This is a genomic window from Streptomyces sp. HUAS YS2 (genome assembly GCF_033343995.1).
Lineage (GTDB): Bacteria > Actinomycetota > Actinomycetes > Streptomycetales > Streptomycetaceae > Streptomyces > Streptomyces solicathayae.
This window is the reverse complement of sequence record NZ_CP137573.1, coordinates 7,639,844-7,664,337: the sequence shown is the minus strand read 5'-3', so window position 1 is coordinate 7,664,337 and position 24,494 is coordinate 7,639,844. Positions and strand designations below refer to the sequence as shown.

The 24,494-nt window shown below is 73.1% G+C and carries 23 protein-coding genes and 1 riboswitch; of the genes, 11 read left to right on the top strand and 12 right to left on the bottom strand.

From position 1 onward, the window contains the following. Positions 1-37: 37 nt before the first annotated feature. Both R2D22_RS35005 and R2D22_RS35000 read right to left on the bottom strand, forming a co-directional pair. Entirely contained in the window at positions 38-394 is a 357-nt protein-coding gene (locus R2D22_RS35005) for a hypothetical protein (RefSeq protein ID WP_318109280.1), read from the bottom strand. An 87-nt stretch (positions 395-481) separates the two neighbouring features. Next, the gene (locus tag R2D22_RS35000) at positions 482-1,672 is read right to left on the bottom strand and encodes an MFS transporter (protein WP_318109278.1); all 1,191 of its coding nucleotides are present in this window, start codon (positions 1,670-1,672) and stop codon (positions 482-484) included. A 350-nt stretch (positions 1,673-2,022) separates the two neighbouring features. On the opposite strand from R2D22_RS35000, the gene R2D22_RS34995 reads away from it, so the two are divergent. Then, positions 2,023-2,562: an ArsR/SmtB family transcription factor gene (locus R2D22_RS34995; RefSeq protein WP_318109277.1), complete on the top strand. Its 540-nt coding sequence runs from the start codon at positions 2,023-2,025 to the stop codon at positions 2,560-2,562. 17 nt (positions 2,563-2,579) lie between these two features. Then, entirely contained in the window at positions 2,580-3,830 is a 1,251-nt protein-coding gene (locus R2D22_RS34990; protein WP_411977113.1) for an MFS transporter, read from the top strand. Here R2D22_RS34990 and R2D22_RS34985 read toward each other — a convergent pair. Next, positions 3,823-4,437, bottom strand: a complete 615-nt coding sequence (locus tag R2D22_RS34985) for a hypothetical protein (protein WP_318109273.1) — start codon at positions 4,435-4,437, stop codon at positions 3,823-3,825. The genes R2D22_RS34990 and R2D22_RS34985 overlap by 8 nt on opposite strands. A 371-nt stretch (positions 4,438-4,808) precedes the next feature. Then, positions 4,809-4,950: riboswitch (SAM riboswitch) on the top strand. Positions 4,951-5,190: 240 nt separating this feature from the next. Here R2D22_RS34985 and R2D22_RS34980 point away from each other — a divergent pair. From R2D22_RS34980 to R2D22_RS34970, 3 genes are all read left to right on the top strand, one after another. Then, positions 5,191-5,910, top strand: a complete 720-nt coding sequence (locus R2D22_RS34980; RefSeq protein WP_318110171.1) for an IclR family transcriptional regulator — start codon at positions 5,191-5,193, stop codon at positions 5,908-5,910. A gap of 103 nt (positions 5,911-6,013) precedes the next feature. After that, on the top strand, positions 6,014-6,475 hold the full coding sequence (locus tag R2D22_RS34975) for a hypothetical protein (RefSeq protein WP_318109272.1): 462 nt from the start codon (positions 6,014-6,016) through the stop codon (positions 6,473-6,475). A 67-nt stretch (positions 6,476-6,542) separates the two neighbouring features. Then, positions 6,543-7,601 carry a threonine/serine dehydratase gene (locus R2D22_RS34970; RefSeq protein WP_318109270.1) on the top strand — a complete coding sequence of 353 codons (1,059 nt, stop codon included), beginning with the start codon at positions 6,543-6,545 and terminating at the stop codon, positions 7,599-7,601. Between the two features lie 208 nt (positions 7,602-7,809). Here R2D22_RS34970 and R2D22_RS34965 read toward each other — a convergent pair whose 3' ends face one another. Then, positions 7,810-8,646 carry an alpha/beta fold hydrolase gene (locus R2D22_RS34965; protein WP_318109268.1) on the bottom strand — a complete coding sequence of 279 codons (837 nt, stop codon included), beginning with the start codon at positions 8,644-8,646 and terminating at the stop codon, positions 7,810-7,812. 116 nt (positions 8,647-8,762) lie between these two features. Here R2D22_RS34965 and R2D22_RS34960 point away from each other — a divergent pair, with 116 nt between their 5' ends. Continuing rightward, entirely contained in the window at positions 8,763-9,236 is a 474-nt protein-coding gene (locus R2D22_RS34960) for a GNAT family N-acetyltransferase (RefSeq protein ID WP_318109267.1), read from the top strand. 31 nt (positions 9,237-9,267) lie between these two features. Then, on the top strand, positions 9,268-10,047 hold the full coding sequence (locus R2D22_RS34955) for a hypothetical protein (RefSeq protein ID WP_318109265.1): 780 nt from the start codon (positions 9,268-9,270) through the stop codon (positions 10,045-10,047). Positions 10,048-10,111: 64 nt separating this feature from the next. On the opposite strand, the gene R2D22_RS34950 is transcribed toward R2D22_RS34955, so the two are convergent. From R2D22_RS34950 to R2D22_RS34940, 3 genes are all read right to left on the bottom strand, one after another. After that, positions 10,112-10,696: a hypothetical protein gene (locus R2D22_RS34950; RefSeq protein ID WP_318109264.1), complete on the bottom strand. Its 585-nt coding sequence runs from the start codon at positions 10,694-10,696 to the stop codon at positions 10,112-10,114. Positions 10,697-11,449: 753 nt separating this feature from the next. Continuing rightward, positions 11,450-12,154: a protein phosphatase 2C domain-containing protein gene (locus tag R2D22_RS34945; RefSeq protein ID WP_318109263.1), complete on the bottom strand. Its 705-nt coding sequence runs from the start codon at positions 12,152-12,154 to the stop codon at positions 11,450-11,452. Between the two features lie 132 nt (positions 12,155-12,286). Beyond that, the gene (locus R2D22_RS34940; protein WP_318109262.1) at positions 12,287-13,225 is read right to left on the bottom strand and encodes an NADP-dependent oxidoreductase; all 939 of its coding nucleotides are present in this window, start codon (positions 13,223-13,225) and stop codon (positions 12,287-12,289) included. A gap of 137 nt (positions 13,226-13,362) precedes the next feature. Here R2D22_RS34940 and R2D22_RS34935 point away from each other — a divergent pair, with 137 nt between their 5' ends. Continuing rightward, positions 13,363-13,749, top strand: a complete 387-nt coding sequence (locus tag R2D22_RS34935; protein ID WP_318109260.1) for a winged helix-turn-helix transcriptional regulator — start codon at positions 13,363-13,365, stop codon at positions 13,747-13,749. Between the two features lie 61 nt (positions 13,750-13,810). Here R2D22_RS34935 and R2D22_RS34930 read toward each other — a convergent pair whose 3' ends face one another. The 4 genes from R2D22_RS34930 to R2D22_RS34915 form a co-directional block, all read right to left on the bottom strand. Continuing rightward, the gene (locus R2D22_RS34930; RefSeq protein ID WP_318109259.1) at positions 13,811-15,196 is read right to left on the bottom strand and encodes an amidohydrolase; all 1,386 of its coding nucleotides are present in this window, start codon (positions 15,194-15,196) and stop codon (positions 13,811-13,813) included. 187 nt (positions 15,197-15,383) lie between these two features. Next, positions 15,384-16,682 (bottom strand): amidohydrolase family protein, encoded by a 1,299-nt coding sequence (locus tag R2D22_RS34925; RefSeq protein WP_318109257.1) that lies wholly within the window; start codon positions 16,680-16,682, stop codon positions 15,384-15,386. 209 nt (positions 16,683-16,891) lie between these two features. Next, a complete protein-coding gene (locus tag R2D22_RS34920; protein ID WP_318109256.1) occupies positions 16,892-17,590 on the bottom strand; it encodes a GntR family transcriptional regulator in 699 nt (232 codons plus the stop codon). A 103-nt stretch (positions 17,591-17,693) separates the two neighbouring features. Then, positions 17,694-20,594 carry a hypothetical protein gene (locus R2D22_RS34915; RefSeq protein WP_411977112.1) on the bottom strand — a complete coding sequence of 967 codons (2,901 nt, stop codon included), beginning with the start codon at positions 20,592-20,594 and terminating at the stop codon, positions 17,694-17,696. 165 nt (positions 20,595-20,759) lie between these two features. On the opposite strand from R2D22_RS34915, the gene R2D22_RS34910 reads away from it, so the two are divergent. Then, the gene (locus R2D22_RS34910) at positions 20,760-21,482 is read left to right on the top strand and encodes a leucine-rich repeat domain-containing protein (protein WP_318109254.1); all 723 of its coding nucleotides are present in this window, start codon (positions 20,760-20,762) and stop codon (positions 21,480-21,482) included. A gap of 234 nt (positions 21,483-21,716) precedes the next feature. Next, complete coding sequence (locus R2D22_RS34905) at positions 21,717-22,964, top strand: cytochrome P450 family protein (RefSeq protein WP_318109252.1); 1,248 nt, start codon at positions 21,717-21,719, stop codon at positions 22,962-22,964. Positions 22,965-22,985: 21 nt separating this feature from the next. Here R2D22_RS34905 and R2D22_RS34900 read toward each other — a convergent pair whose 3' ends face one another. Further along, complete coding sequence (locus tag R2D22_RS34900; protein WP_318109251.1) at positions 22,986-23,396, bottom strand: VOC family protein; 411 nt, start codon at positions 23,394-23,396, stop codon at positions 22,986-22,988. Between the two features lie 119 nt (positions 23,397-23,515). On the opposite strand from R2D22_RS34900, the gene R2D22_RS34895 reads away from it, so the two are divergent. Continuing rightward, entirely contained in the window at positions 23,516-24,493 is a 978-nt protein-coding gene (locus R2D22_RS34895; RefSeq protein ID WP_318109249.1) for a helix-turn-helix transcriptional regulator, read from the top strand. The last annotated feature ends 1 nt before the right edge of the window (position 24,494 follow it).

Genomic DNA, 24,494 nt, shown 5'->3' with positions numbered 1-24,494 from the left:
GGCGCGGCCCCATGAGTCGCCGCGGCTTGCGCGCGGGCTAGGCCGGTGGTCGGGCGCCGCTCCGGCGGGAGCGTACGGCGTGGGTCACGCGTGTCGCGCCGTAGCCGATGAGCCAGGGCAGCACCGTGATGCCCACGACGTAGACGCCCAGGAAGCCCAGGAGGTCCTCCAGCCAGGTCTCCTCCTTCAGGCGGATCAGGCCAGCGATCTGGACCGTCCCCAAAACTCCTACCGGCACGGCCGGGAGCAACACGGACACGAGGCGCGGCTTCCAGCCGGGTCGACGGGCACACCACACCCCCATGCCACCCATCAGAAACGGCCCGGCAGGAACCCAGAGCACCACCGGGATGAACAGCAGCGCCAACCAGTCGTCCGAATATCCGAACATCATGCGGCATCCCCCCTTACATCAGCCGCCCCTCAGGCTTCCTGCCCTGAGTTGGTCTCGCGTGAACCAGTCCTCCGCCGCCGACGTCGGTCAAGGCACTGCGGGCCGCATCCGTCGGAGCAGGTAGACGCCGGCGGAGGCGACCAGCGCCAGCATGCAGGCGATGAACACGAGCCCCGCGCCCTCCAGACCGAGCGGATCGGCGAGCAGGCCGACGCCGATGACCGGAATCGAGATTCCCGTGTACGCGACCACGAACAGGGCCGAGATGACCGCCGCACGCCGGTCGGGCGGTGCGGCGGCCGCGACGGCGGACAGCGCCGCGCGGAAGGCGAGTCCCTGCCCGGTGCCGCCGACGACGGCGGACAGGACGACGAGCACCAAAAGCTCCGCGTACATGGCGCCGGCGAGGAGGACCAGGCCGACGAAGAGCACGGCACAGCCCAGGGGCAGCGAGCGCGCCGCCCCGAAGTGGCCGGCGGCCAGTTGTCCTGCGGTGGAGGCGAAGAAGGCCAGCGCGACGACCAGGCCGCTGACGGCGTGATTGTCGACATGCAGGTAGCGGGCGAGGAACGCGGGACTGACCGAGGTGAACACACCGAACAGGGCGAACCCCGCGAATGAGGCGATGGCCGCCGGCACGAACACCGCCCTCACCTGGGCCGGCAGCGCGGGTCGCTGCGGCCGTACGGACGAGAGGGGCTGCCGCTCCTCGACCGTCTCGGGCAGCCACAGCAGGACGCCGGCCGAGACCGTGACCAGGGCGAGGTGCACGGCGAACGGCAACAGCAGCGGCTCGGGGGCGTACTCGGCGAGCAGACCTGCCAGGAGTGGGCCGCAGCCCAGCCCGCCCATGTTGGCGGCCGTCGCCACGAGCGTCGCGCGGGAGGCACCGCCGGGCGGGGCCAGCTCCATGACGTACGCGGTGGCGGCTCCCGTGAACAGGCCGGCCGAGAAGCCCGACAGCAGCCGGCCCGCGTACAGCCAGCCCAGGGCGTCGGCGCACAGGAAGCAGACGGCGCTCGCCGCCGCGAATCCCAGGCCCCACAGCAGAGTCGGTCGCCTGCCGATCGTGTCGGACGCATTGCCCGCCAGCAGCAGCACGCCGATGACACCGAAGGCGTAGACGGCGTACACGACCGTGACGGTCAGTTCGGAGAACCCGAACTTCTCCTGGTAGAGGGGATAGAGCGGCGTCGGCAGCGTTGTTCCGGCCATGCAGACCACGAACACCGCTCCGCCGAGCAGACACCTCAGCCACCCTTGTCGATCATCCGCCATACCCGCGACCGTAGCCTGGGCGACCGCCCGCGCCACGGCAGCGCGACGCTCAGTATCTTCCGGATTCTCGGCAGTTCGTGGTGCGTCGGGTGGCCCCTGAATGGCCGGCCGTCGGGTGTGGATACGCCCTTCGGTGCCGCACACGTGCGCCGGACGCAGGCGGGCCCGCCGGGGCAGACAGCCAACCACGCCGCCCATCGGCTGAACGCCCGTACCGGCGCGCCTCCCTTTGGCATTCGTCAAAACGCCGGTCCGCCCGACGCGGAGGCCTCACGTGCGGAACGGTCGACTTCGGAAGCTCGAACGAAACTCCCTTGCCAAATGGTCAAGAAGTGTTGACCATTGAGGGCATGCCTACCGAGGATCTCCCCGAGACGTTCCACGTCACCACGGACGAACAGCTGCGCGCCGTCTCCAATCTGACGCGTCACCGGATCATGGCCGTGCTCCGCTTCGAGCCCGCGACGATCACCCAGATCGCCGAGCGAGTGGGCCTCGCGAAGGGGAGTTCCAGCTACCACGTACGACTGCTCGAACGCGCCGGCCTGGTGAAGGTGGTGCGCACGCGGAAGGTTCGGGGGGTCACCGAGCGGTACTACGCGATGGCCGCGCGGTCGATCGAACTGCCGGATCCGGGCGAGGGAGGCCCGGATGTGCTGATGCGGCATGCGGTGGCGGACCTGGAGGCGGCACCGGCGGATCGCGAGCGGCACGTCGGGATGGCGCATCTGCGGCTCACCGAGGAGCAGTTCGCGGAGCTGGGGGCTCGACTGCAGGCGCTGGTGGACGAGTACCGGGAACTGTCCGATCCTTCCCTGCCGGACGCGTCACTCGTCTTCGCACTGTTCCACCCGGCGTCCGGAGACCAGGCGGAGGGGGACGCCAAGTGACCTCGGAGGATCGGAAGTTGCCGACCGGGTTCGGCCGGCTCTGGACTGCTCAGACGGTGTCCTCGCTCGGTGACGGGGTGACACATGCCGCACTGCCGCTGCTCGCGCTGACGTTGACGCGGGATCCGATGGCCCTCGCCGTCGTCACGGCCGCCGGAACGCTGCCGTGGCTGCTCTTCGGGGTGCTCGGCGGCGCGCTGGTGGACCGCTGGGACCGCCGGCGCACGATGTGGGTCACGGACGCGGCGCGTGCGGTGCTGCTCGCGATGCCGGCCGCAGCGGCCGTGCTCGACGTGCTGAGCATTCCCCTGCTCGCGGCCGTCGCCTTCCTCCTCGGCCTCGGCGGACTCTTCTTCGACACGGCCGCCACGGCGTATCTACCGGATCTGCTCGGCCGCGACCCCGCGCTCCTGGAGCGCGCCAACTCCCGCCTGCGCGGAACCCAGACCGCCGCGTCCGGCTTCGCCGGGCCGCCCGCGGGCAGTGCCCTGCTCGCGCTCGGGCGGTCGGTTCCGCTGCTCGCCGACGCGGTGTCGTTCGCGGTCTCCGCAGTTCTGGTGCGGTCGCTGCCTGCCGCACCCCTGCCCGTACCGCAGGCCCGTGAGTCGCTGCTGCGGCAGGCGCGGGCCGGCGCCTCGTACGTCTTCCGGGACCAGTTGCTGCTCGGGCTCGCGCTGCGTCCGGCGGTCGGGAACATCGCCTTCCTCGCCGTGGAGACCGTACTCGCCCTCTTCGCGCACGAACGGCTCGGCATCGACACCTTCGGCTTCGGCCTGCTCCTCACGGCGGAGGCCACCGGCGGTCTGCTCGGCGCGGGCATCGCCTCCTTCCTCGGCCGCCGACTCGGCACCGGCACCGCGCTGACCTGCACGGCCGCGGTCGAGGGACTTGCCGTCCTGGGCCTCGCCGCCGCCCCGAACCCGTACGTCGCCGGCCTCGCGCTCGCCGTCTGCGGCGCGGGCATGGGCGCCACGATGGTGCTCGCCCCCTCCCTGCGACAGTCGATCGTCCCCGCCCACCTGATGGGCCGGGTCGCCTCCACCTCCCGCATGCTCGCCATGTGCGCCGCCCCGTTCGGCGCCTTCCTCGGCGGCTGGCTGGCCACGACCTTCGACGTCCGCACCCCGCTCTACGCCGCCGCCGGCCTCCTCCTCACCATGACCACCGTCACCGCGACGATGACCAGCAACCGCCGGGTGGAGGCTGCGCTGCGTGCCGCCGCCGCCCCGGCGGATCCGGTTGAGGAGCGTGCCGTCCGTCTCAAGTAAGGACATTGACGGCCCGCGCGACGACCAGGCCCAGGATGAGTAGAGAAACGAGGGACTGGACCGCCATGGTGATCTTGGCCCAGGGTGCCAGCGGCATCACGTCCGTGGGGCTGAAGGCGGTGGCGTTGGTCAGCGCGAGATAGAGGTAGTCGACGTACCGAGGTCGCCAATCGGCGGGGGCGAGTTCAGGGCTGAGCTGCTGCGGGAAGGCGAGGGCCGGGTGGGCGGGCATCCGCTGAACACGGGCCGCGGGACCACCGCCGTCGAGGTCGAAGTACAGCAAGGAGAAGGCGAGGACGGTTCCGACCCAGACGTTGGCTCCGGTCTGGAGCAGACTGGTGGCGGATGCCGTCTCCTTCCCGTTGTGCAGGATGTCGTCGATCAGCTGGACAGTCGACCAGACGGCACCGAGAGCGAGAACGCAGACCAGCGCGATCGACACGGCACGAAGCGCGACGGAGCGGCGGTCGATCCGGCCCGGGTCGCCCGCGATCAACGTGAGCAGGAGCAGCCCCTCCACGGAGGGCAGCACCCAAGCGGGCGCCAGCCGCAGGTCGTCGGGGAGCAGCAGCGTCAGCGCCATGGCGGCCAGCACGGCCGTGGCCATCGGCCAGCGGGGCTCCCCGAGCGGCGTCTCGCCCGGCGTTGTCCCGGGGTGTGGGCGAGCGTGCGGTCGGCTCACGTGGTCTGCTCCTCGTCGTTGTCGCGCGTCGGCCGGAGACTGTGTCCGGAGTTTGTGGCGGTTTGGACCAGATCATCCCGGAGGGATGGTAATCGCTTGGCGGAGCGCCCAGCGCGCGACCTGCGCCGAGCGTCCGCAAGACGGGCGACGTGGCACGCACTTCCGGCCTGGGATCGGGCCTGGAGGTCAGCGGCTACACGCGATACGGCGTCAGCGTCGTGGTCGGCCCGACCTGCCGATTGCGTTGCCGGGAACCCGTTGGCAGGCAGCGCCGGGAGTCTTGTATCGTTCCTCGCGAATCATCCAGAGGGGTGGAGGGACCGGCCCTACGAAGCCCCGGCAACTCCCCGGTCGACTCGGCGCTCAATGTTCGCGCCGCGCCGTCGGGATCAGTGCCAACTCCGGCCCGCGCCAACGTGGCGCGGGAAAAGATGAGGAGACACGGTGCTCTCTGTGCTGCCCCTTGCCCAAGGTCTCTCGGCTCCGGGCCTTCGTGTTCCGCGTACCCGTCTCGCGATCCGTACGCGCGTCGCCATCTGTGCCCGTCTCGCGATCACCGCGGCATAGCGGCCGACCACTTCGGCCCTTCCTCGCTGACCGTCCCTGCCCTCGCCTGGGCGAGCTTCCCCGCGATTCATGACGTCGCGGGCCGAGACTGGAGTACCCCCTTTCGTGAACATGTCGGATATTTCCAGCGATGTCGGTGTCCTCGACAAGACCGCGGTGATCCTCGGTGCGCTGGCCTCGGGGCCGGCCACTCTGGCGGGGCTCGTCGCCGCCACCGGCCTGGCTCGGCCCACGGCCCACCGGCTCGCCACCGCTCTCGAACGCCATCGCCTGGTCGGCAGGGACCTGCAGGGACGCTTCGTCCTCGGCCCCCGACTGGCCGAGCTCTCGGCCGTCGCGGGAGAGGACTGCCTGCTGGCCGCGGCCGGCCCGGTCCTCAGCGCCCTGCGCGACACCACAGGCGAGAGCGCGCAGCTCTACCGCCGACAGGGGGAGATGCGCGTCTGCGTCGCCGCCGCCGAGCGGACCACCGGCCTGCGCGACGTCGTACCCGTCGGCTCCGCACTCCCCATGAAGGTCGGCTCCGCCGCCCAGGTCCTGCTGGCCTGGGAGGAGCCCGAGCGCTACCACCACGGTCTGCAGGGGGCTCGCTTCACCGCCACCGCGTTGAGCGGCGTACGGCGCCGAGGCTGGGCCCAGTCGATCGGTGAGCGCGAACCCGGCATGGCCTCCGTCTCGGCGCCGGTGCGCGACCCGGCCCATCGTGTCGTGGCCGCCATCACCGTCACCGGCCCGATCCAACGCCTCACCCGCCACCCTGGCGCCCGGCTCGCGAAGGTCGCCATCGACGCGGCCGACCGCCTCACCGAGGCCGTACGACACCGTTCCTAGCCGGTGAGCAGGAGTGGGTCTCGGACCCAATTCCTGGTCACCGCGGACGTAGGGCACCGGGTGGGCAGGGCTCGGAAAGTAGGGTGTCGGGAGGTACGCGGGGATGCCGGACGTCCCCGCCCGGGGTGGGGATGTTGCTGTGTGGGACGCCGTGCAAGGGGTGAGCGGCGCGCTGAGCGCGGTTGTGGTGATCGTCGCATGCGTATACGCGCGGGAGCAGATCAAGGAGTCCAAGCACACCAGAGCGCTTCAGTCACTGATCGCCATCCACCAGGAGTTCCAGGCGCCTCCCCTCAGAAAGGTACGGCGCCGTCTGCGACTTGGCGAGGTGAACGCAGCCTCGCTGACGCCCGAGGATCGCGAGGTCGTCGAGGATCTGCTGCAGAAGCTCGAACTGATTGCGTTCCTCGTCAGCCGTGGACTGGTGGAGTTGGACGACGTCGTCGCACTTTTCCCGAGCGTTCCGGTGGTGCTGGGCCGGCTGCAACCCTTCATCGAGTCCAGACGGCTCACAGAGCCGACCTACGCGGTGAACGCGGCCTCCCTCGCTCGTAGATATCCCTGAAACCAGCAACGACGCTGAAATCATGGCGAGGCGGATCAGGCAGGCTACTCACGGCAGGAGCGTCGAGGTGCACACCACTCTTACGTACGGCGACGTCAAGGCCGCGGCCGGCCGGATCGCGGGCCGTGTCCGCCCGGTCGCCCTCTCCCCCGTCGAGCCGGGCGCGTTCCATGGCGCGGGCCACGACCCGCTCCACGGCGGGCCGGACGAGACGTGCGAGGTGTGGCTGGCTCTGGAGTACATGCAGCACACCGGCTCGTTCAAGGCCCGTGGCGCGCAGAACTTCATCCAGGCCCACCGCGACGCCGGGAGCCTGCCCGAAGCGGGGGTCGCCATCGCCTCCGGCGGCAACGCCGGACTGGCCTGCGCGTGGGCCGCCCGGCAACAGGGCGTACGCGCCACCGTGTTCCTGCCCACGACCGCCCCCGCGGTGAAGGTGGCCAGGCTCCGCGGCTACGGCGCCGATGTCCGCCTCGTCGGCGTCGAGTACGCCGAGGCGCTGGCCGCCTGCGAACAGTTCACGGCCACGACGGGCGCGCTCGCCTCGCACGCCTACGACCACCCGCTGATCGCGGCCGGGGCGGGCACCCTGCTGGGGGAGATCCACCGGCTGATCCCCGGCCTGGACACCGTCGTGGTCGCGGTCGGCGGAGGCGGCCTCTTCGCCGGAGTGGCGACGGCGGCCCGGCATCACGGCATCCGGACCGTCGCGGTGGAGCCGGAGAACTGCCGCGCGCTGAACGCCGCCCTCGAGGCCGGCCGGCCCGTCGACGTCCCCGTGGACTCCATCGCCGCCGACTCCCTCGGCGCCCGCCGCACTTCCGCGATGGCCCTGCACGCCGCCCAGCAGGACAGGGCCCACTCCGTCCTCGTACCGGACAGCGAGATCACCCGCGCCCGCCAGGACCTCTGGGACCACCGCCGCATCGCCGTCGAACACGGCGCCGCGACCGCCCTGGCCGCGCTCACCACCCCCGACGACCGAACGCCCGAACGAGACACGCCGGCCGAGCCGGTGACGGTGCCGAACCGCGGTTACCGGCCGGCCCGCGGCGAGAAAGTCGCCGTCGTGCTGTGCGGCGCCAACACCGACCCCGGCAACCTCGCGCACCGGATCACCATCTGAGCGGCCGCCCCCGTGCGCGCGGTGCGATGACGTGCGAGGAGAAGGCCGCGTACCACCGGCGCCGCAACGCCGAGGAACCCGGCCACGCCCACGTGGTGTTGTGCGACACCTTCCGCGCGGAATCGAACTGACTCTTACGGCTCCCGGCGCCCCGCTCCCGCACGACGGGCTGAACCTCAGCGCCGCAGGCTGCGGCTGGGGCTCGGGCTCAGGTGAGGAACGCCGTGGTGGTCGCCACGAAGCGGTCGGCGTCGTCCAGCCACGGGAAGTGGCCGGCGTCCGGCTGGACGGTGAGTTCGGCCTTCGGGAAGAGCGCGGCGACCTCGGCCGTCGCACGCGGCGGGGAGTTCAGATCGACCGCTCCGCCCAGGACCAGGACCGGCGCGTCGAAGCGGGCGAGCGCGGCACGGGTGGCGTCCGGGTCGAAGGCGCCCTCCGCGCCAAAGCCCTGCACCGCGTCCATGTTCTTCTGCTCGTCCTCGGCGTCCCGGTGGGCCTGGGCGACGGCGTCCCAACGGCCGTAGAAGAACGGGGCGATGGCGCGGAACCGCTCGCCGGTCACCTGCCCGGCCACGATCGCCTCCAGGGCGGCGAACGCCTCGTCGAACCAGGGCTCGCCGTCACGCAGCCGCGCGGTCTCGATCCGGTCGTCGGCGGTGACGTCGATGCCGACGGCCCGGGTGCTCGGGGTGATCAGGGCGAGCCGGGCGATGCGTTCGGGGTGCCGAGCCACGTACTGGACCGCGATGTTCGCACCGGCGGAGTGCGCCAGCAGGTCCATCCGGTCGAGCCCGAGGTGGGCGCGGAGCGCCTCCAGGTCGTCGACGAGCCGGTCGCAACGGTAGGCGGTGGCGTCCTCGGGGGCCGGGGATCCGCCCGTGCCGCGGAGGTCGAGCAGGATCAGCCGGCGGTGGGCGGAGAGGCCACCGAGGTCGGAGAGGTACAGGGAGTCCTGCGGACCCCCCGGGACGCAGACGACGGGATCGCCGTCGCCGGTCTCGCGGTAGGCCAGTTCGGTTCCGTCGTACGTGGTGAAGGCAGGCATGGCGAAGATCATCGCAGCGCGGTCCCGTGCGGACAACAGGGTTCCGCATCGGCTCCTGGGGGCGCACGGGTGCGGGCTGCTTCCGACCGCGCGGCAGGTGGGGCAGACTCGTCCGCATGTTGCGCCTGCACGTGATGACCTCGGAGGACTGGCCGTTGTGGCGGGAGGTGCGCCTCGCCGCGCTGACCGACGCCCCGCACGCCTTCAGGGCGCGGCTCGACGACTGGTCGCGCGGTGGGGAGAAGCAGTGGCGTGAGCGCCTCACGGCTCCCGGGACGTACAACCTCGTGGCGGTGCTGGACGACCGCGCCGTGGGCGTGGCCCGGGCCGTGCCGCGGGACGGGGCCGACGGCGTGGTCGAGCTGCGGTCGGTGTGGGTCGGTCCGGAGGCGCGCGGCAGAGGGGTCGGGGACCGGTTGATCGAGGCGGTCGAGGCGTGGGCGCTGCGTTCGGAGGCGGACGTACTGGAGCTGACGGTGCTGCCGGACAACGAGTCCGCTCTCGCGCTGTACCGCCGCAACGGCTTCGATCTCGCGGAGCTCGACGGGGCGGGGCAGCAGGTGATGACGAAATCGCTGCGCGGGGAGTGACATTCGCACGCCCGGGCACGCTGAACTGATCATGAGCGGTATGTTCCGGCTGTCGTCGCGTTCCTGGCTGATCCTCTCGGTCCCGGTCGTCGCACTCGTGGTGTGGGCGGGGGTGTTGGCGTTCCCGTCCGCCGGTCCCGGCGGGCCGCTCGCGGGGCTGCCGCCGCGGCCTGCGGTGCCGCTGCCGGACGCCCCGCTGCCCGGCGGCGGGGTGGCCCAGTTGTCGAAGTGCCGGGTGGACGAGGATCCCCGGCCGGCGGCGAAAGGGTCCGGCGAGCGGGGCAAGGATCCCCAGCTGGGGTTCGGCGGCTGGAGTGCGCAGTCCCCCGGCGCGAAGCAGCCGGGCCGTACCACCTTCAGCCTGCACGCCTTCCTGCGCACGATCGACCGCCCGTTGCTGCTCGACGCGCCGATCGCCGAGCGCCGGGTGACGGTCGACATCTACGGTCCGCACGGCGAGGGCCGCCGTGCCTCGGCCCGCGGCCTCTCGGCGACGGTCGTGGACGGAAAGTACCCGGAGGGGGTCGTACCGCCTCCCTCGTCCGGCGCGTACCGCGTCAAGCCCGGCGACAACCTGCTGCTGAAGATCGACCTGCCGGCCGCGGCGGTCTGCCCCGGGCACACGCTCATGTCCGTGGGCCGCTGCACGCCCGAGACGACGAACGACGCGCAGGACTGTCCGGTCGTGACGTTCACCCTCTCCGACCCGGCGATCCGCGCGTACCGGTCGGCGCTGACGGGGGAACCGGAGAGCCGGGTCAGCGACCGACTGGTCGCGGTGTCGATGGAACTGGAGCGGTCGGAGACCTGAGGCCGCCGAACCGCCGAGGCCGAGAGGCCCGGGCCGATCCGGCGATGCCGCGGGGCGGCTGTGTCTACCCGCCGCCGAAGGCCAGCAGCGCCGCGCGTGCCGCGGGGTAGACGTCCCAGGGGAAGCACCGGTCGGACGACAGCGTCGCTTCGAGCAGAGGTGCCGCGGCGAGGGCCGGGGCGCCGATCCGGGCGATGTACCGGACCGCCGCGCGGCACGGTTCGTCGGCGTCACCCGACTTCAGAGGTTCCAGCGCCTCCAGCAGGACCGGGACGGCGGCGTCGGTGTCGCCGGTGATCCGCCACCAGGCGTGGGCGGCCTGGACGCGGGTCCACGGGCCGGGTGACTCCAGCAACGGCCGGACGGCGGTCGCGCATCGCGACGCCCGCGGCCCCAACTCCGCCAGCCGGCCGAGGTCGGCGTACCCCAGGCCCTGGGATGCCGCGTCCTCCAGGAAAGCCAGGAAGAGCTTCGATCCACCGGTGATCCGCCAATGGGCCCACGCCGCGTTCTGGGCGCCGTGCCATCTTCGTACGCCGTTCGGCAGCGGCGCGCCACCGTCGTGGCGGGGTGGCTGCGTGAGGCCGCGGACGAAGCCGTCCAGGGTGCTCGCCGCGGGGGCCGCGGCCGCGCCGATGCTGCCGAGCACGTCGCACGTTGCGGGTGGCGAGGGCCTGCGCCAACTCGGGAACAGCCGCGCCGGCGGCGGGGCCCCACGCCGCCAGTGCGTCGAGGACCGGACGCAGGCCCTCACCGTCGGCCGAGTCGACGAGCATGCGACGGATCCCGGGGAGCAACTCGTCGGCACAGCGCGCCAACGGCCGGAGAACCTGCCCGAGTGAAGTCACCTGGAAGAACGGGAGCCGGCTGCTCGACGCCAACCACCGGTGCACAGGGTCCAGAACCCCCGGATGACCAAGACGGGCAAGAGCCAGCGCCGCCGGCCCGGCCACCCGGTCGTAGGAATCGTCGGCGGCCGTGATCAGCGCGGGAACGGCCGACGAGATGTCCTGCGTGGAGTCCACCGACACGAGCCGCGCCAGCACCATCGCCGCGTCGCCCCTGGCATGGGGGTGACGGGACTCCAGACATCGGACCAGTCCGGCCACCAACTCCGGCCGGGGCGTACGCCATCGCCGCAGAATGTCCGAGGCGACGGAGACCGCGCCCTCGACCAGCTCGGGCCGCCCGGAGTCGAACCCCTGCATGGCCAGCGCGATTCCACGGTCCACCTGCTCGTACACGTCCAGCCGCAGATCGTCCGGATCCACACCCGCCTCCGCGAGCAACTTCCGCGCCCCGAAACCGTGCCCCGCCCCCACCCCAAGCGTCATGGCCCGCAGGCTACAAGTGCCAGTGTCGACCTCGCCGATGTGCCCCGGCTCCTGTGCGTGACTCGGAGTCAGAGGTCGGCGACCAGGGCCGTGGCGTTGTCGGCGTGGGTGCCGGCGTGGGTGACCGCTGCGCGGACCAGGGCGCGGGCCGCCTGGTACGGGGTGGTGTCGGTCAGGTAGACGGAGAGGTCGAGATCGTGGTCCTCCAGGGGCTCGTAGCAGCCGTCGCTCGCCAGGAGGAGGCGGCCCGCGGCGGGGGCGGTGACGCTTTCGATGGCCGGGGTCTCGCGGATGTCGCCGAGGTAGGACGTGACGGTGTTGCGCGCGTACGGGCCGGGCACGGCGCCCATGTCGAGGAGGACCTGTCGCATGTTGTGGTCCGTGGTGAGGCGGACGAGCGACGGGCCGTCGGGCGGCGCGAGGTAGGCGCGGGCGTCGCCGCACCAGGCGACCGAGAGCGGCGCGCCGGGCTCGGCGACGGCGACGACCGCGACGGCTGCGGGCAGATGGGCGGCCTTCCACGTGTCGCGGTCCGGCTCCGCCGCGGCGAGCGCGTGGACGGCCCGCAGGCCCGCCTCGGCGCCGTCGCGGGCGGCGGCCCGGGCGAGGCGACGGGCGTACGTACGGGTCCAGTCGCGGACCTCGTCCGAGCTTCCGATGCCGTCGAGGAGCGCGTACGCGCGGGTCCCGGAGCCGGCGCCGGCGTACGTCGCGGTCGCGTCGCACTGGTGCGAGCGGCCGCCGATCAGCTGTGCGGTCGCGTGAGTACGCATGACGCTCCCTGGAGAGTACGAGCTACCCGGTCCTCTGGTACGGGACAACTCTGTCATCCCCGGCGTTCGAGGAGCGTCAGCGTCGGCGCCTGTCCGGGTGTCGAGGAGTCAGGGAGTCAGGGAGCCAGGGAATCAGGGAGTCAATACCAGTCTTCCGCGCAGGCCGCCCTTCGCCAGGCGGGCGTGCGCGTGGGGTGCCTCCTCCAGCGGGAGCGTGTCCGCGACGCGCGGAGTGAGGGTGCCCGCGTCGGCGAGTGCGGCAAGGTGGGCCAGGGTGCCGGCGTCGGCGGCGATCCACTGCTGATGCACCGAGATGCCGCGCAGTGCGGCCGGCGCGGCGCCGCCGACAACGGACACGAACGCGCCCCGGTTGCGTACCGCGCCGAGGACCGGGATGCCGAGCACGGCCGCGTCGAGGGCGGCGTCGACGCCGCCGGGGACCAGGGCGCGGACCTCCTCCGCGAGGTCGGTCGCGGTGCGCGGGACGAACCACTCGGCGCCCGCGCCCCGGACGAACTCCTCGTCCTCGGCGCCGGCGACGGCCAGCACGCGCAGCCCGCGTGCCGCGGCCAGTTCCACGGCGAAGCCGCCGACCGCGCCCGCCGCTCCGGTGACCAGGAGGGTGCTGCCCGGTTCGGCGGTGAGCAGGTCCAGCGCCTGGAAGGCGGTGAGTCCGTTCAACGGCAGCGTGGCCGCTTCGGCGGCCGTCAGACGGGTGGGGGCCGGGGCGACGGCCCCGGCGTCGAGGACGACGTGCTCCGCGTACGTGCCGAGCGGGACGTCGAGCCGGTCGCGTACGCCGATGACCGCATCGCCCGGCGCGAAGCCGGTCACCCCCGGGCCGGTCGCGTCGACGTCGCCCGCGACGTCCCAGCCGATGCCGATGACGTCCCGGGCCGGCATGAGGCCCGCGGCGAGCAGTCCTCCCGAACGCGTCGCCGCGTCCACCGGGTTGACCGCCGCGGCCGCCACCCGGATCCGTACCTGCCCCGGACCCGGCACGGGGACCGGCACTTCCACGAGCTCCAGCGCCTCCGGCCCGCCCACGTCCCGCACCACGACCGCGCGCATGCGCGTCTCCTCCCGCTCGGCTTCCGCTCTTCCGGACGCCTTCGACCCTACGGAGAGCTACTCTCCATCGGGAAGAAGGCACTTCAAGGTGCGTAGCGCACGACGGAGAGAGCCACGCGGGGCGGGGGGAAGCCAACATGACGACGGAACACGACCGGGACCGGGCGCGGGCGGCCTACGACGCCTATCTCGCCGAATGCCCGGCCCGGCATCTGCTGGACCGGATCGGCGACAAGTGGGTCAGCCTCATCGTCAGCGCCCTGGCGGACGGCCCACAGCGCTACTCGGACCTGTCCCGGCGCATCGTGAGCGTCAGTCAGAAGATGCTGACGCAGAGCCTGCGCAACCTGGAACGGGACGGACTGGTGACGCGTACCGTCACCCCGTCCGTCCCGGTCCGGGTCGACTACGCCCTCACCCCGCTCGGTCGGAGCCTGGTCCCGCTGATGCAGGCGATCAAGGCATGGGCCGAGGAGCACATGGACGAGGTGCTGGCGGCCAGGGCCCGTCACGACGAGCGCTGAGCCAGGGCCGCCTCTCCCCGTACCACGCGTACCACGCCTACGACCCGCGTACGACGGTACGTCAGTCGACCAGCTCGCCGTCGCGCGCCACGATCCGGCCGCCGTGCACGACCAGGTCGCGCTGCGGCATGTCCACCACGATCTGCGGCAGGCACTCACCGCGGACGAGGACGAAGTCGGCCGGCGAGCCCGGCTCGAAGTCCGCGTGCGGGAGGTGCATCACGTCCGCGCCGCCGTGTGCCGCGACCTCGTAGCACTCGGTCAGCTCCTGGTCGAGACGGATGTCCCGCACCCAGCCGAAGATGTGGGCGCGGTGCAGCATGTCCGCGTCGCCGAACGGGCTCCACGAGTCACGCACGCCGTCGGACCCGAGGCCCACCCGCACCCCGTGCTCGCGCAGCCGGGAGACCGGCAGCACGAGGCTCTCGGAGTAGGCGACGGTGGTCACGGCGATCTCGAGCTCGGCGAGGTCGGCGGCGATGACGCCGAGGTCCTTGTCGGACAGGGCCGGCAGGCAGAAGACGTGGCTGACGGTGACCCGCCCCTGCAGCGACAGGGCGCGCGTGCGGTCGATGATGCCGCGCAGCGCGGTGAGGCCGTTCTCGCCCCGGTCGTGCAGGTGGATGTCCACGCCGATGCCGTGCCGGTCGGCGATGCCGAAGACGAGGTCGAGCTGCTCGTCGAGTGCGTGGTCGAAGCCGATCGGGTCGATGCCGCCGATCATGTCGACGAGCCCGTTGCGGGCGGCCTCCTCCAGCAGTTCGGCGGTGCCGGGGGTGCGGATGACGCCGTGCTGCGGGAACGCCACGATCTGGACGTCGAGCGCGTGGCTCAGGCGTCGACGGGCCTCGCCGAGACCCTCGATGCCGGCCAGGCCGTACGCCGGGGCGATGTCGGCGTGGGCACGCATGGCACGGGTGCCGCGGGTGATGGCGTGCGACATCAGGCCGTACGCGCGGTCAGCGACGGAGCGGGTCTGCGCCTTGTAGAGCTCGACGTCCTGGGCGACGAAGTCGGCGATGCTGTTCGCCTTCTTGCGGGACACCCACGAGCCGCCCCAGGTCGTCTTCTCGGGGTGGATGTGCGCGTCGACCATGGACGGCAGCGCGATGCGGCCGCCACCGTCGACGACGTGGGCGCCGCGGGGTGCGGGGCCCTTCGCGATCCGGCCGTCGACGACGACCAGGTCCACGGCCTTGTCCGCGCCGAAGGGGCGGACGTTCTTGAAGACCACGGGCTTGCCGGGACGGCCGTTCCGCGCCCGGGCATCCTCGCCGGGCTTCGAGGCGCCGGACGCCGCTCCGGCCGTGGCGGCGGAGCCTGTGGCGGCCTGGGCCGGGACCGCGGTGGCGGCGAACGCGGCGGTCGTTCCGGCCAGGGCGGCGGCACCGGCGAGCATGGTGCGGCGGGACAGCGCGGACTGCTCCGACTGCGAGTTCGACTGCATGGAACGGGGCTCCTTCGACAAAGGGGAAGGGGAGAGGAGTGGGGTGAGGGGGAGGTGGGGCGTGGGGGGGGAGGTGGGGGCGCGGGGGGAAAGTGGGGGCGCTTGCGTGTCCGGATCTTCCGGATCGTCACCCACGCGTGTACGTAGGGGGCGTCAGGTCCCCCGTACGCACGAGTGGGCGCGTCGGTCAGACCGCGATACCGGCGCGCACGACGCGGACCGGCTGCTTCAGGACGGTCACATCGGCCAGCGGGTCGCGGTCGACGAGGATGACGTCGCCGGCGAAGCCGCGGACGAGCCGGCCCACCGTGCGCTCCAGGCCGAGCAGGCGCGCGGCACCCGTGGTGGCGGTGCGGATCGCGTCGATGGCGGACAGGCCGGCCTCGCGCATCAGCTCCACCTCGCGGCCGATGGGACGGACGTTGCCGCCCGACGAGTCGGTGCCCGCGGCGAGCGGCACGCCCAACTCGTGCGCGGCGAGGACGGCCTGCTTGAGGACGGGCAGGTAGGTCCGGCCGCGCTCGGCGAGGATCGGGTCAGGGGAGTCGATCATGCCGGCGATCGCGGCGAGCGTCGGCGTGAAGTACGTACCCCTGCGGCGCATCTCGTGCAGTGTGCGCTCGCCGACGAACGCGCCGTGCTCCAGGGAGCGGATGCCGGCCGTGACCGCGTCGTGGCAGCCCTTCTCGCTGTAGCTGTGGCAGAGGACGCCCTTGCCGCCGCGCCGGGCTGCGGCCACGATCTCGGCGAGCTGCTCGTACGAGTACACCTGGGCGAGCGGGTCCTGCTCCGGGAGCCCGGCGCGCTCGTTGACGCGCGTCTTGACGACGTCGGCGCCGCGCTCCAGGTTCACCTCGACGACGCGGCGCAGCGCCTCGGCGGAGCGGACCCCGTCCTTGAGCAGGGCCAGGTCGGTGAGGTCCGGGTCGGCGAGCACGCTGTCGCCGAGGTCCGGGGTGACGAAGACGCCGGCGGCCTTCACGCGGGGCGCGAGGGTGGGGGCGCGGCGGGCCATCTCGCGGACGGCGATGTCCTGGTAGAAGGACGTGGAACCGCTGCGGATGCTGGTCGCGCCCTTGCGGACCGCGTCGCGGGCCTCGGCGGCGGTGCTGAGGTGGATGTGCGCGTCGACGAGGCCGGGCAGCACCCACTGGCCGTGGGCGGCGAGGACCGGAACGCCGCTGGGCACGGTGACGCTCCCCCGGCGGCCCGCGGCGCTCACGACGCCGCCGGTGATGACGAGGACGGCGTCCTCGGTGACCTCGCCGGTCGCCGGGTCGAGGAGCGTGCCGCCGTCCACCACGAGGTCGCCGCCGCGACCTGCGCCGGAGGCCCGGCCGGCGGCGCCGGTCGCCGAGAGGCCGGGCGGGGCGACGGCGGCCGCGGTGCCGGCCGCGGCCACGGTGCCCGCGAGCGCGGCCGCGCCGGCGAGGATGCCGCGGCGGGTCAGCCTGCCGGGGGGCGGCGGCGTGGCTTCGACGCACATGGGAGCTCCTTGGGGAGGTAGGGGCGACGGCTCCCGCTTTTTGTATACCAAGCTCCGGACATCGGACAAGGGTGTCCTTCAACCGGCCCGAAATGCCCCTTCCGGGGTCGGAATGGAGCGGATGACTCCCCAGAGCCGTCCAGCGCACCCCGCATGCGAGGCGGCCTGGATCCACCTGGTATACAAAAGAGCGGAGGCCCTCGAGTACCTCAGTCGTTCCCGAACAGCGAGCGCAGCGCCACCGTGCGGCTGTCCCGTACGTGCAGCAGCGTGCTGGCCGCCGCGGCTTCCACGTCGCCCGCGGCGATGTGCCGGAACATCTCGGCGTGCTGGGCGCGCATGTGCGCGGGCTCCTCACGCATCCCGAACACGAGCCGGAGCTGCCAGCTGAGCTGCTCCATCGTGCGGGTGAGCAGCGGGTTCCCCGACATCGCGACGACACCCTCGTGAAACGCGGTGTGCGCGGCGACCTCCCGCGGTCCCTCGTCCTCGGCGGCGGCCCGCTCGGCCTGCCGCAGGGTGGCCTCCAGTGCGGCGAGCCCTTCGGAGTCGTCCGCCGCCGCGCGCGCGGCGAGCCGGGTGGCCTGGATCGTGAGCGGTTCCCACACCTCGTACAGGTGCTCCACGTCGGCCCGCTCCAACCGCCGCACCCGTACGCCGCTGTGCGGCAGCAGCTCCAGCAGGCCCTCGGCGACGAGCGCCCGCAGCGCCTCGCGCACCGGGACGCGGGACATGCTCAGCTCCTCGGCGACCTCGCGCTCCACCAGCCGGGCGCCCTGTTCGTAGCGCCGGTCGACGATGCGCTGGAGGACGGCGTCCCGGGCCCGGGCGCTGAGCGAGGCCGGCGTCGTCCGCGCTCCGCCGTCCGCCGCCTGCGCCGTGCCGCCGCTCCTGCTGTTCTCCGCCACCTCGTACGTCCTCCGTTCGGCCTGCCCGCCCTCCGGGCGAGGATATGACGACGTGGGCGCCGGTTCCCCGCGGGGAACCGGCGCCACGCCCGTGCGGGACGGGTCAGGAGGCGTCGCGCACGGTGCCGGTGACTGCCGGACCGTGGTGCGGCTCCCAGGTGACGTCGTCGTACGTGGTCAGCCGGGCCCGCAGCGTCTCGGCGGACTCGCGCGCCTCGTCCGCGACGGTCGGCACGTGCACGTCGGCGCTCGTCCGGCCGGCGGGCACGCGGATCAGGAGGTACGTCCCCTCCCCCAGCGAGGAAAGCGGCCGGGCGGGGCTCGGCGACCGGCCGAAGTTGTCCGCCAGCCAGCGCTTGTCGACGTCCAGCGTGGACAGCTCCGTCCCCGCCGTCACCGGCAGGAACCCGAACTCGCCCGAGATCTCGACGTCCGCGGGCGCGGACAGCGTCATGCGCCACGTCAGGCTGCGGCCCTCGGTGACGTCGGCCGCGACCGGCGTGAGCTTGGCCTTCGGCATCGGGTCGTCGTTCCGTACGGTCACGCCGCCGCGGTGCGAGCCGACGATCGCGCCGCCGACCGCCTTGACGAAGGCGTCCCGCGTCTCGTCGTAGCCGTAGCGGGTGTTGCCGCGGACGGTCACCGGAAGGTCGATGTCCGTGACTCCCTGACGCACCGTCACGATCCGCGAGGTGACCTCGTCGCTGCCGGGCCGGGGCACGAACAGCCGTACCCGACCGCTGCCGGATCCGGAGACCTGCACCGGGATCCGGACGGTCCGCTCGCCCGAGTCGCCCTCGTCGACCGTCAGCCGGCCGATGTCGATGCGCGGCATCGCCGCCGGGCGGACCGCGGGCGTGCCGGGGCGCCAGCCCCAGGCGTCCATCAGCCAGGCCTGGCCGCCTCGGCCCTGCGGCCGGAGCTCCAGGGTCCCGATCCGGGTCAGGTCCAGCCCGGCCCGGCGGGCGGCGGTCAGCGGGACACGGAGTTCGCGGCCCCAGTACGAGGCGGTGCGCGCGGTGCCGGGGAGCCCGTCGATGTCGACCCGGCCCAGCGCGGCGCGCCGCCCGGCGGCGTCGGCGACCGCGACGTGCAGCGTGGTGCTGGTGGAGTTGGGCGGGACGATCACCCGCAGGGCGAGGTCGTCCGCGGCCGCGAAGGAGACGGGACGGACGGCGCGGACGAAGACCGGGACGCCGACAGGGACCGCCGGCGCGTCCGTGGCGGAACCCGCCTCGGGCGCGATGGGCTGCCGAGTTCCCGGGTGCGTGCCCGGCGTCGGCCGTTGGTTCGGCCAGCGCAGCGCGACGGCGTCGCGGCCCGGCTCCGGGGAGGTCTCCCAGCCGGCGAAGTGCGGCGACTGGCCGTGCTCGCCGGACCGCAGGCAGGAACGGTTCGGATCCGGGTCGATCTGGGCGCACAGCCGGCCGCCGCCGGTGACCTTCACCGAGGGGCCGGGCAGGAAGGCCGACGTGCGGTTCCCGCCGACGGCGTGGGTGAGCACCCGCGCGGGTCCGGCCGAGGGCGCGCGGCGGCCGGTGCCGTCCAGGAGCGGACGGACCTTGTCGTCACGGGCGACGAACAGCCGGGCGGCAGCGGCGATGTACGTGGCGCCGGCAGTCTGCTGCTGGGCAGCCGTCAGCCGCGTACGCGTGCCCGGCGAGCAGACCGGGTCGGGCGTGTCGTCCGACCAGAAGTCGTCGTCCGCCGGCGCCTCGGCCTGGCCGGGGGTCCACTCGGTGTTGAAGAAGTTGTGGTTGGCGCCGAGCACGTACGCGGCACTGTGCAGCGCGGCGCCCTTGCTGATGCCGCGCGTCCCGTCGACGTAGATCTGGCCCTGGAGATCGGACACGTCGCCGTCGCAACCGGGCAGGAGGGTCAGGGACGCCACGTCGGGGACCGGGTTCTGACCGAAGATCGTCGGACCGATCAGGACGTTGCCGCGGATGGTCCAGCGCGCCCGGCCCGGGGCGCCGTCCTGGTCGGCGGGCGGCGCGTAGAGGCTGTCGAGCGCGGCCCGGTTGACGCCCTCGCCACCGCGCGAGTGGCCGACGAGCAGCACCCGGGACAGGTCGGCCGGGGAGACCGCGCGTACGGCGGCGGGTGCGCCGGCCGGGTCGGCGGACCAGTCGGCCCAGCGGGAGAGGTGCAGCCGGACCAGGGAGGAACGGGCCTGCGCGCCGCCGTCGTCGGCGCGGTCGTCCTGGCCGTTGATGCCGTTGGCGGAGATGGACAGGGTCACGTAACCCTGGGAGGCGAGGAGTTTCTGGCTCTGCAGATAGCCGCGGTGGCTGGGCACCGGCTTGAGTCCGCCGGCGCAGGGCCAGTCGATGGACTGCTCGCCATCGGCGCCGAAGCAGGTGTAGTGGCGGCCGTGCAGCAACAGCGCCACCGGGCGCTTCCCGGGCGCGTCGGTCGGGCCCACCACCGTGGCACGCATCTCGACCGGCTTCGGGAAGCCGGGGAGCCGCACCGCGGGGAGGTCGTACTCGCCGGTGACGGTGCGGTACGCGCCGGGGACACCGGGGTCGACGTCGTTGGCGGGAAGCGGGGCCTCCTGCCGTGGGGCCACGGGGGCGCGGTAGCCGGAGCGCGGCGGGGGCGTGGCCGTGCCGGCCGCGTCCATGCGGCGGCCACCGGCCAGCACGCGCAGCCCGCCGGGCGCGCCGATCTCCGTCCCGTCCAGGGGCAGTCGGAAGGAGCGCATGTCGCGGTCCGCCGTGGGGCGGCCGAGCAGGCGGTCACCGGCGTAGAACTCGACCCGGGCATCCCCCATCGGCACTCGCTTCGGCGCCGTCCAGACCAGTCGCCGTTCGTCGCCCGCCCCCTCGACCCGCCACCCCTTCGGCAGGTCGGCGTCCGTTCCCCGGCCGGTGCTCGCGGCCTTCGACGGGCCGCCGGGCGGCGACGGCTGCGCGTACGCCGGTCCCGGTGACGCCGTCCCCAGGGCCAGTAAGGCCACGGCAATCGCCGCAACACGTGCCCCGTGTGTCACACGTATCAAGATGGTGTTCCTCGTCGTCGGTCTCGTCGGGGCGCGTCATGTTCCCCCAGGCGCCCCTCTCGCCCCGGAGGATGTCAACGGGCGGTACGGGGTTGCCTCGTGGCGGGGACGGAAAGCGGATGGGCTTGTTCGTGATGTGCGGGACGTACGGAAGGGTCGAACGCGGTGGCTGACGAAGAGCTGAACCTGTGGCGCGCGGGGCTGGGCGAGGTGCCGGAATCCGTCTGGGAGCGGAGCGGGCTACGGGTGCTGATCCTCGCGGACAACGGCCTCACGGAGCTCTCGCCGAAGGTCGGACGGCTCGGCGAGCTGCGCACGCTCGACCTGGGACACAACGCGCTCGTGAAGCTGCCGGAGGAACTGGGCGAACTGGTCGGCCTCTCCGACTTCCTGTACCTGCACGACAACCGGCTGGCGGAACTGCCTTCGTCCCTGGGGAGATTGACGCGGCTGCGGTACCTGAACGTGGGCGAGAACCAACTCGCCGAACTGCCCGAGCCCCTCGGCGACATGACGGGGCTCGTCGAGCTCCGGGCCCAGCACAACCGGCTGACGTCACTGCCCGGTTCGATGGGACGGCTGCACGCTCTGCGCGAGCTGTGGCTGCGCGGCAACGCGCTCACGGGGCTGCCACCCTCGGTGGCCGAGCTGCGTGAGCTGCGCGAACTGGAGCTGCGCGAGAACGCGTTCGCCGCCGTGCCCGGGGCACTGGCCGGACTGCCGATGCTGCGCCGGATCGACCTGCGCGGCAACAGGGTTCGGGCGCTGCCGGACTGGCTCGCCTCGCTGCCGTCGCTTGAGAAGCTGGACCTGCGGTGGAACGGCATCGACCCCGCGCTGCCGCTGGTGAAGCGGCTGGAGCGGCAGGGGTGCGTGGTGCTGACGTGAAGGGCGGGCGGTTTCGACGCGAGCGGTGGTTCCGCGACTGGCCGGTAGGCGCGTCGGCCACCGGTGGCCGAGAACCGGCCCTTGTAGGGCGCTGGGCAGCGGACAAGACTGCGGGCGAGCGCGCGGGACGACGTCCCCCACGGGACTGTGGCCGCGGGACGGCGGCCGCGGGACGGCGTGCCCGCTCCCCTCCCGCCCCGTCGAACCCCTGCCGTCCCGTCGAAGGAGACCGCCGTGACGCAGCCCGAGACGCCCCTCGTCCTCGACCCCACCGGCGCCGGCCGGCACGCCGAGCACCGGCTGCTGCGCGCCCGGGGCTGCGCGGCCCGCGTCGACGTACTGGGCGTGCAGGCGTGGGCGGTCACCGACCCCGTCCAGCTGAAGCGGCTGCTGACCAGTCCCGACGTCTCCAAGGACGCCCGGGCGCACTGGCCCGCCTTCGGGGAGGTCGTGCAGTCCTGGCCGCTCGCCCTGTGGATCGCGGTGGAGAACATGTTCACGGCGTACGGCGCGGATCACCGGCGGCTGCGGCGGCTGATCGCCCCCGCGTTCAGCGCGCGCCGTGTGGCCGACCTGCGGGCGACCGTCGAGGAGCTGGCCGCCGGACTGCTCGACGCGTGCGCCGCGCTCCCGCCGGGCACGGTCGTGGACCTGCGCGAGCGGTTCGCGCGACCGCTGCCCATCGCGGTGATCGGCCACCTGATGGGCGTACCGGCGGAGCGGCGCGCGGACTTCGGCGGGCTCGTCGACGCGGTCTTCGACACGACGCTGACGCACGACGAGCAGATGGCCAACACCGCGCGGCTGTACGAGGTCCTCGCGGCGCTCGTCGCGACGAAGCGCGACGAGGCGAGCGCGGGCGACGGCGACGGCGACGGCGACATGACGTCGTTCCTCGTGGGGACGCGGGACGAGGAGGGATCCGCGCTCACGGACGCCGAGTTGCGCGACACGCTGCTGCTGATGATCAGCGCCGGATACGAGACGACGCTGAACGTCATCGACCAGGCGATCACCGCCCTGCTCCTCGACCGGGACCAGCTCGACCACGTGCGGTCGGGGCGGGCGGCCTGGGACGATGTCGTCGAGGAGACGCTGCGGCACGAACCCGCAGTCGCGCACCTTCCGTTGCGCTACGCCCTCACCGACATCGCCCTGCCCGACGGGCAGCTGATCGCCAAGGGCGAGGCGATCCTCGCCTCGTACGCCGCGGCCAACCGACACCCCGACTGGCACGGCCCGGACGCCGACGCGTTCGACGTCACCCGTACGCACATGGACCACCTGGCCTTCGGGCACGGCGTCCACTTCTGTCTGGGCGCGCCGCTGGCGCGCCTGGAGGTCGCCACGGCCCTGGCCGCGTTCTTCGAGCGCTTCCCCGACGCCGAACTGACGGTGGAGGCACATGAGTTGCGCCCCCTGCCGTCGCTGATCAGCAACGGTCACGACGCCCTGCCCGTCCGGCTGACACCGGCCGGCTGACCCTGCGGCCGCCCCGTCCGCTCACTCGTCGCCCAGGATCTCCAGGTAGTGCTTGTTGTACATGATGCCGAGGACGTTGCCGAACGGGTCGGTCACTGAGGCCGTGACGAAGCCGGGGCCGTACTCGGTGAGCGGCATGTACGGAGTCGCGCCGAGCGCCAGCAGGCGCTCCAGGGCGGCCGACACGTCGTCGACGTGCCAGTGGAGGACCGCTCCCCCGGGGCTCGTCGCCGCGGTGGGCGGGGCGAAGCGGCGATCGATGATGCCGAGTTCGGTCTGCCGGTCGCCGATCCTGAACTCGTAGTACGCGGCCGGGGCGCCGTTGCCGGGGCGCTCGAAGTAGGGCTGGACGTCCAGCACTTCGGCGTACCAGTCCTTGGCGGCCTCGACGTCGTCGGCCCAGATGTTGACGGTGGCGGGTCCTCGCAGCATGGGGTGGGTCCTTCCCGTTCGTTCCTGATCCTTCGATCGCTGACGAGAACCACTCTCGCGACTAAAGTGCTCATCGACTGAGCACTTTTGTGGGGGACTTCCGGAGGGAGCCGGGGAGCATGCGTGCCGATCGTCTCGTCGCCGCTCTCATGCTGCTGCAGACCCGCGGCCGGATGACCGCGGCCGAGCTCGCGGGCGAGCTCGAGGTGTCCGTCGCCACCGCGCGGCGCGACCTGGAGGCGATGGCGGCCGCGGGCATCCCCGTGTACCCGCAGCCGGGTCGGGGCGGCGGCTGGGCGCTGGTCGGCGGGGCGCGTACGGACCTGAGCGGTCTGACCGCGACCGAGGCGCAGGCCCTGTTCCTCCTGGCGGGGCCGGCGGCGGCGGTCTCCGGCGAGGCCAAGGCCGCGCTGCGGAAGCTGGTGGGCGCGCTGCCGCGGACGTTCCGTGCCGACGCGGAGGCCGCGGCCCGCGCCACCGTTCTCGATCCGGCCCCCTGGGGCGAGCAGGAGCGGCCCCGGCCGGCGTTCGTCGACGCGCTCCAGTCGGCGGTGGTCCGGCGGCACCGCGTACGCCTCGGTTACGCCGACGGCCGGGGGAAGCGGACCGAGCGGCTGGTGGATCCGTGGGGACTCGTCGACAAGGACGACGTCTGGTACCTGGTCGGGGGGACGGAGCGGGGCCGGCGGACGTTCCGGGTGGACCGCATCGTCGCGGCCGAGCCGACCGGCGAAGCGGCCGAGCGGCCGGACGACTTCGCACTGGCCGCCGCGTGGGACGAGATCGTCGCAGAGGTGGAGGAACGCCGGTCGGGCACGTGGGCGACGGTGACGGTCGAGGCGCGGTACGTGGGCGTCCTGCGGAACCGGTTCGGTCGGCACTTCCGGGTGGACGCCGACGCGGGCGGCGAGGAGGAGGGCGAGGAAGCGGGCCGGGTCAGGGTCCAGGTCGCGGCGCCGACGGCGCTGGACGTAGCACGGCAGCTCGCGGGCTGGGGCGGGCTCCTCGACGTGCTGGAACCTCCCGCCGTGCGCGAGGAGTTGGCGCGGATCGGCGCGGAACTGGTGCGGGGGTACGGCGACGCCGCCGTGCGATGAT

Coding starts and splice junctions, on each gene's coding strand:
- R2D22_RS34940 (WP_318109262.1), bottom strand. CDS start 13,225: ATGCGCGCGGTCGTGGTGCGGGACGTGGGCGGGCCGGAGGCGCTGGAG.
- R2D22_RS34965 (WP_318109268.1), bottom strand. CDS start 8,646: ATGCCTGCCTTCACCACGTACGACGGAACCGAACTGGCCTACCGCGAG.
- R2D22_RS34955 (WP_318109265.1), top strand. CDS start 9,268: ATGAGCGGTATGTTCCGGCTGTCGTCGCGTTCCTGGCTGATCCTCTCG.
- R2D22_RS34930 (WP_318109259.1), bottom strand. CDS start 15,196: ATGCAGTCGAACTCGCAGTCGGAGCAGTCCGCGCTGTCCCGCCGCACC.
- R2D22_RS35005 (WP_318109280.1), bottom strand. CDS start 394: ATGATGTTCGGATATTCGGACGACTGGTTGGCGCTGCTGTTCATCCCG.
- R2D22_RS34975 (WP_318109272.1), top strand. CDS start 6,014: ATGCCGGACGTCCCCGCCCGGGGTGGGGATGTTGCTGTGTGGGACGCC.
- R2D22_RS34945 (WP_318109263.1), bottom strand. CDS start 12,154: ATGCGTACTCACGCGACCGCACAGCTGATCGGCGGCCGCTCGCACCAG.
- R2D22_RS34980 (WP_318110171.1), top strand. CDS start 5,191: ATGTCGGATATTTCCAGCGATGTCGGTGTCCTCGACAAGACCGCGGTG.
- R2D22_RS34925 (WP_318109257.1), bottom strand. CDS start 16,682: ATGTGCGTCGAAGCCACGCCGCCGCCCCCCGGCAGGCTGACCCGCCGC.
- R2D22_RS34935 (WP_318109260.1), top strand. CDS start 13,363: ATGACGACGGAACACGACCGGGACCGGGCGCGGGCGGCCTACGACGCC.
- R2D22_RS34895 (WP_318109249.1), top strand. CDS start 23,516: ATGCGTGCCGATCGTCTCGTCGCCGCTCTCATGCTGCTGCAGACCCGC.
- R2D22_RS34995 (WP_318109277.1), top strand. CDS start 2,023: ATGCCTACCGAGGATCTCCCCGAGACGTTCCACGTCACCACGGACGAA.
- R2D22_RS34985 (WP_318109273.1), bottom strand. CDS start 4,437: ATGGCCACGGCCGTGCTGGCCGCCATGGCGCTGACGCTGCTGCTCCCC.
- R2D22_RS34960 (WP_318109267.1), top strand. CDS start 8,763: ATGTTGCGCCTGCACGTGATGACCTCGGAGGACTGGCCGTTGTGGCGG.
- R2D22_RS34900 (WP_318109251.1), bottom strand. CDS start 23,396: ATGCTGCGAGGACCCGCCACCGTCAACATCTGGGCCGACGACGTCGAG.
- R2D22_RS35000 (WP_318109278.1), bottom strand. CDS start 1,672: ATGGCGGATGATCGACAAGGGTGGCTGAGGTGTCTGCTCGGCGGAGCG.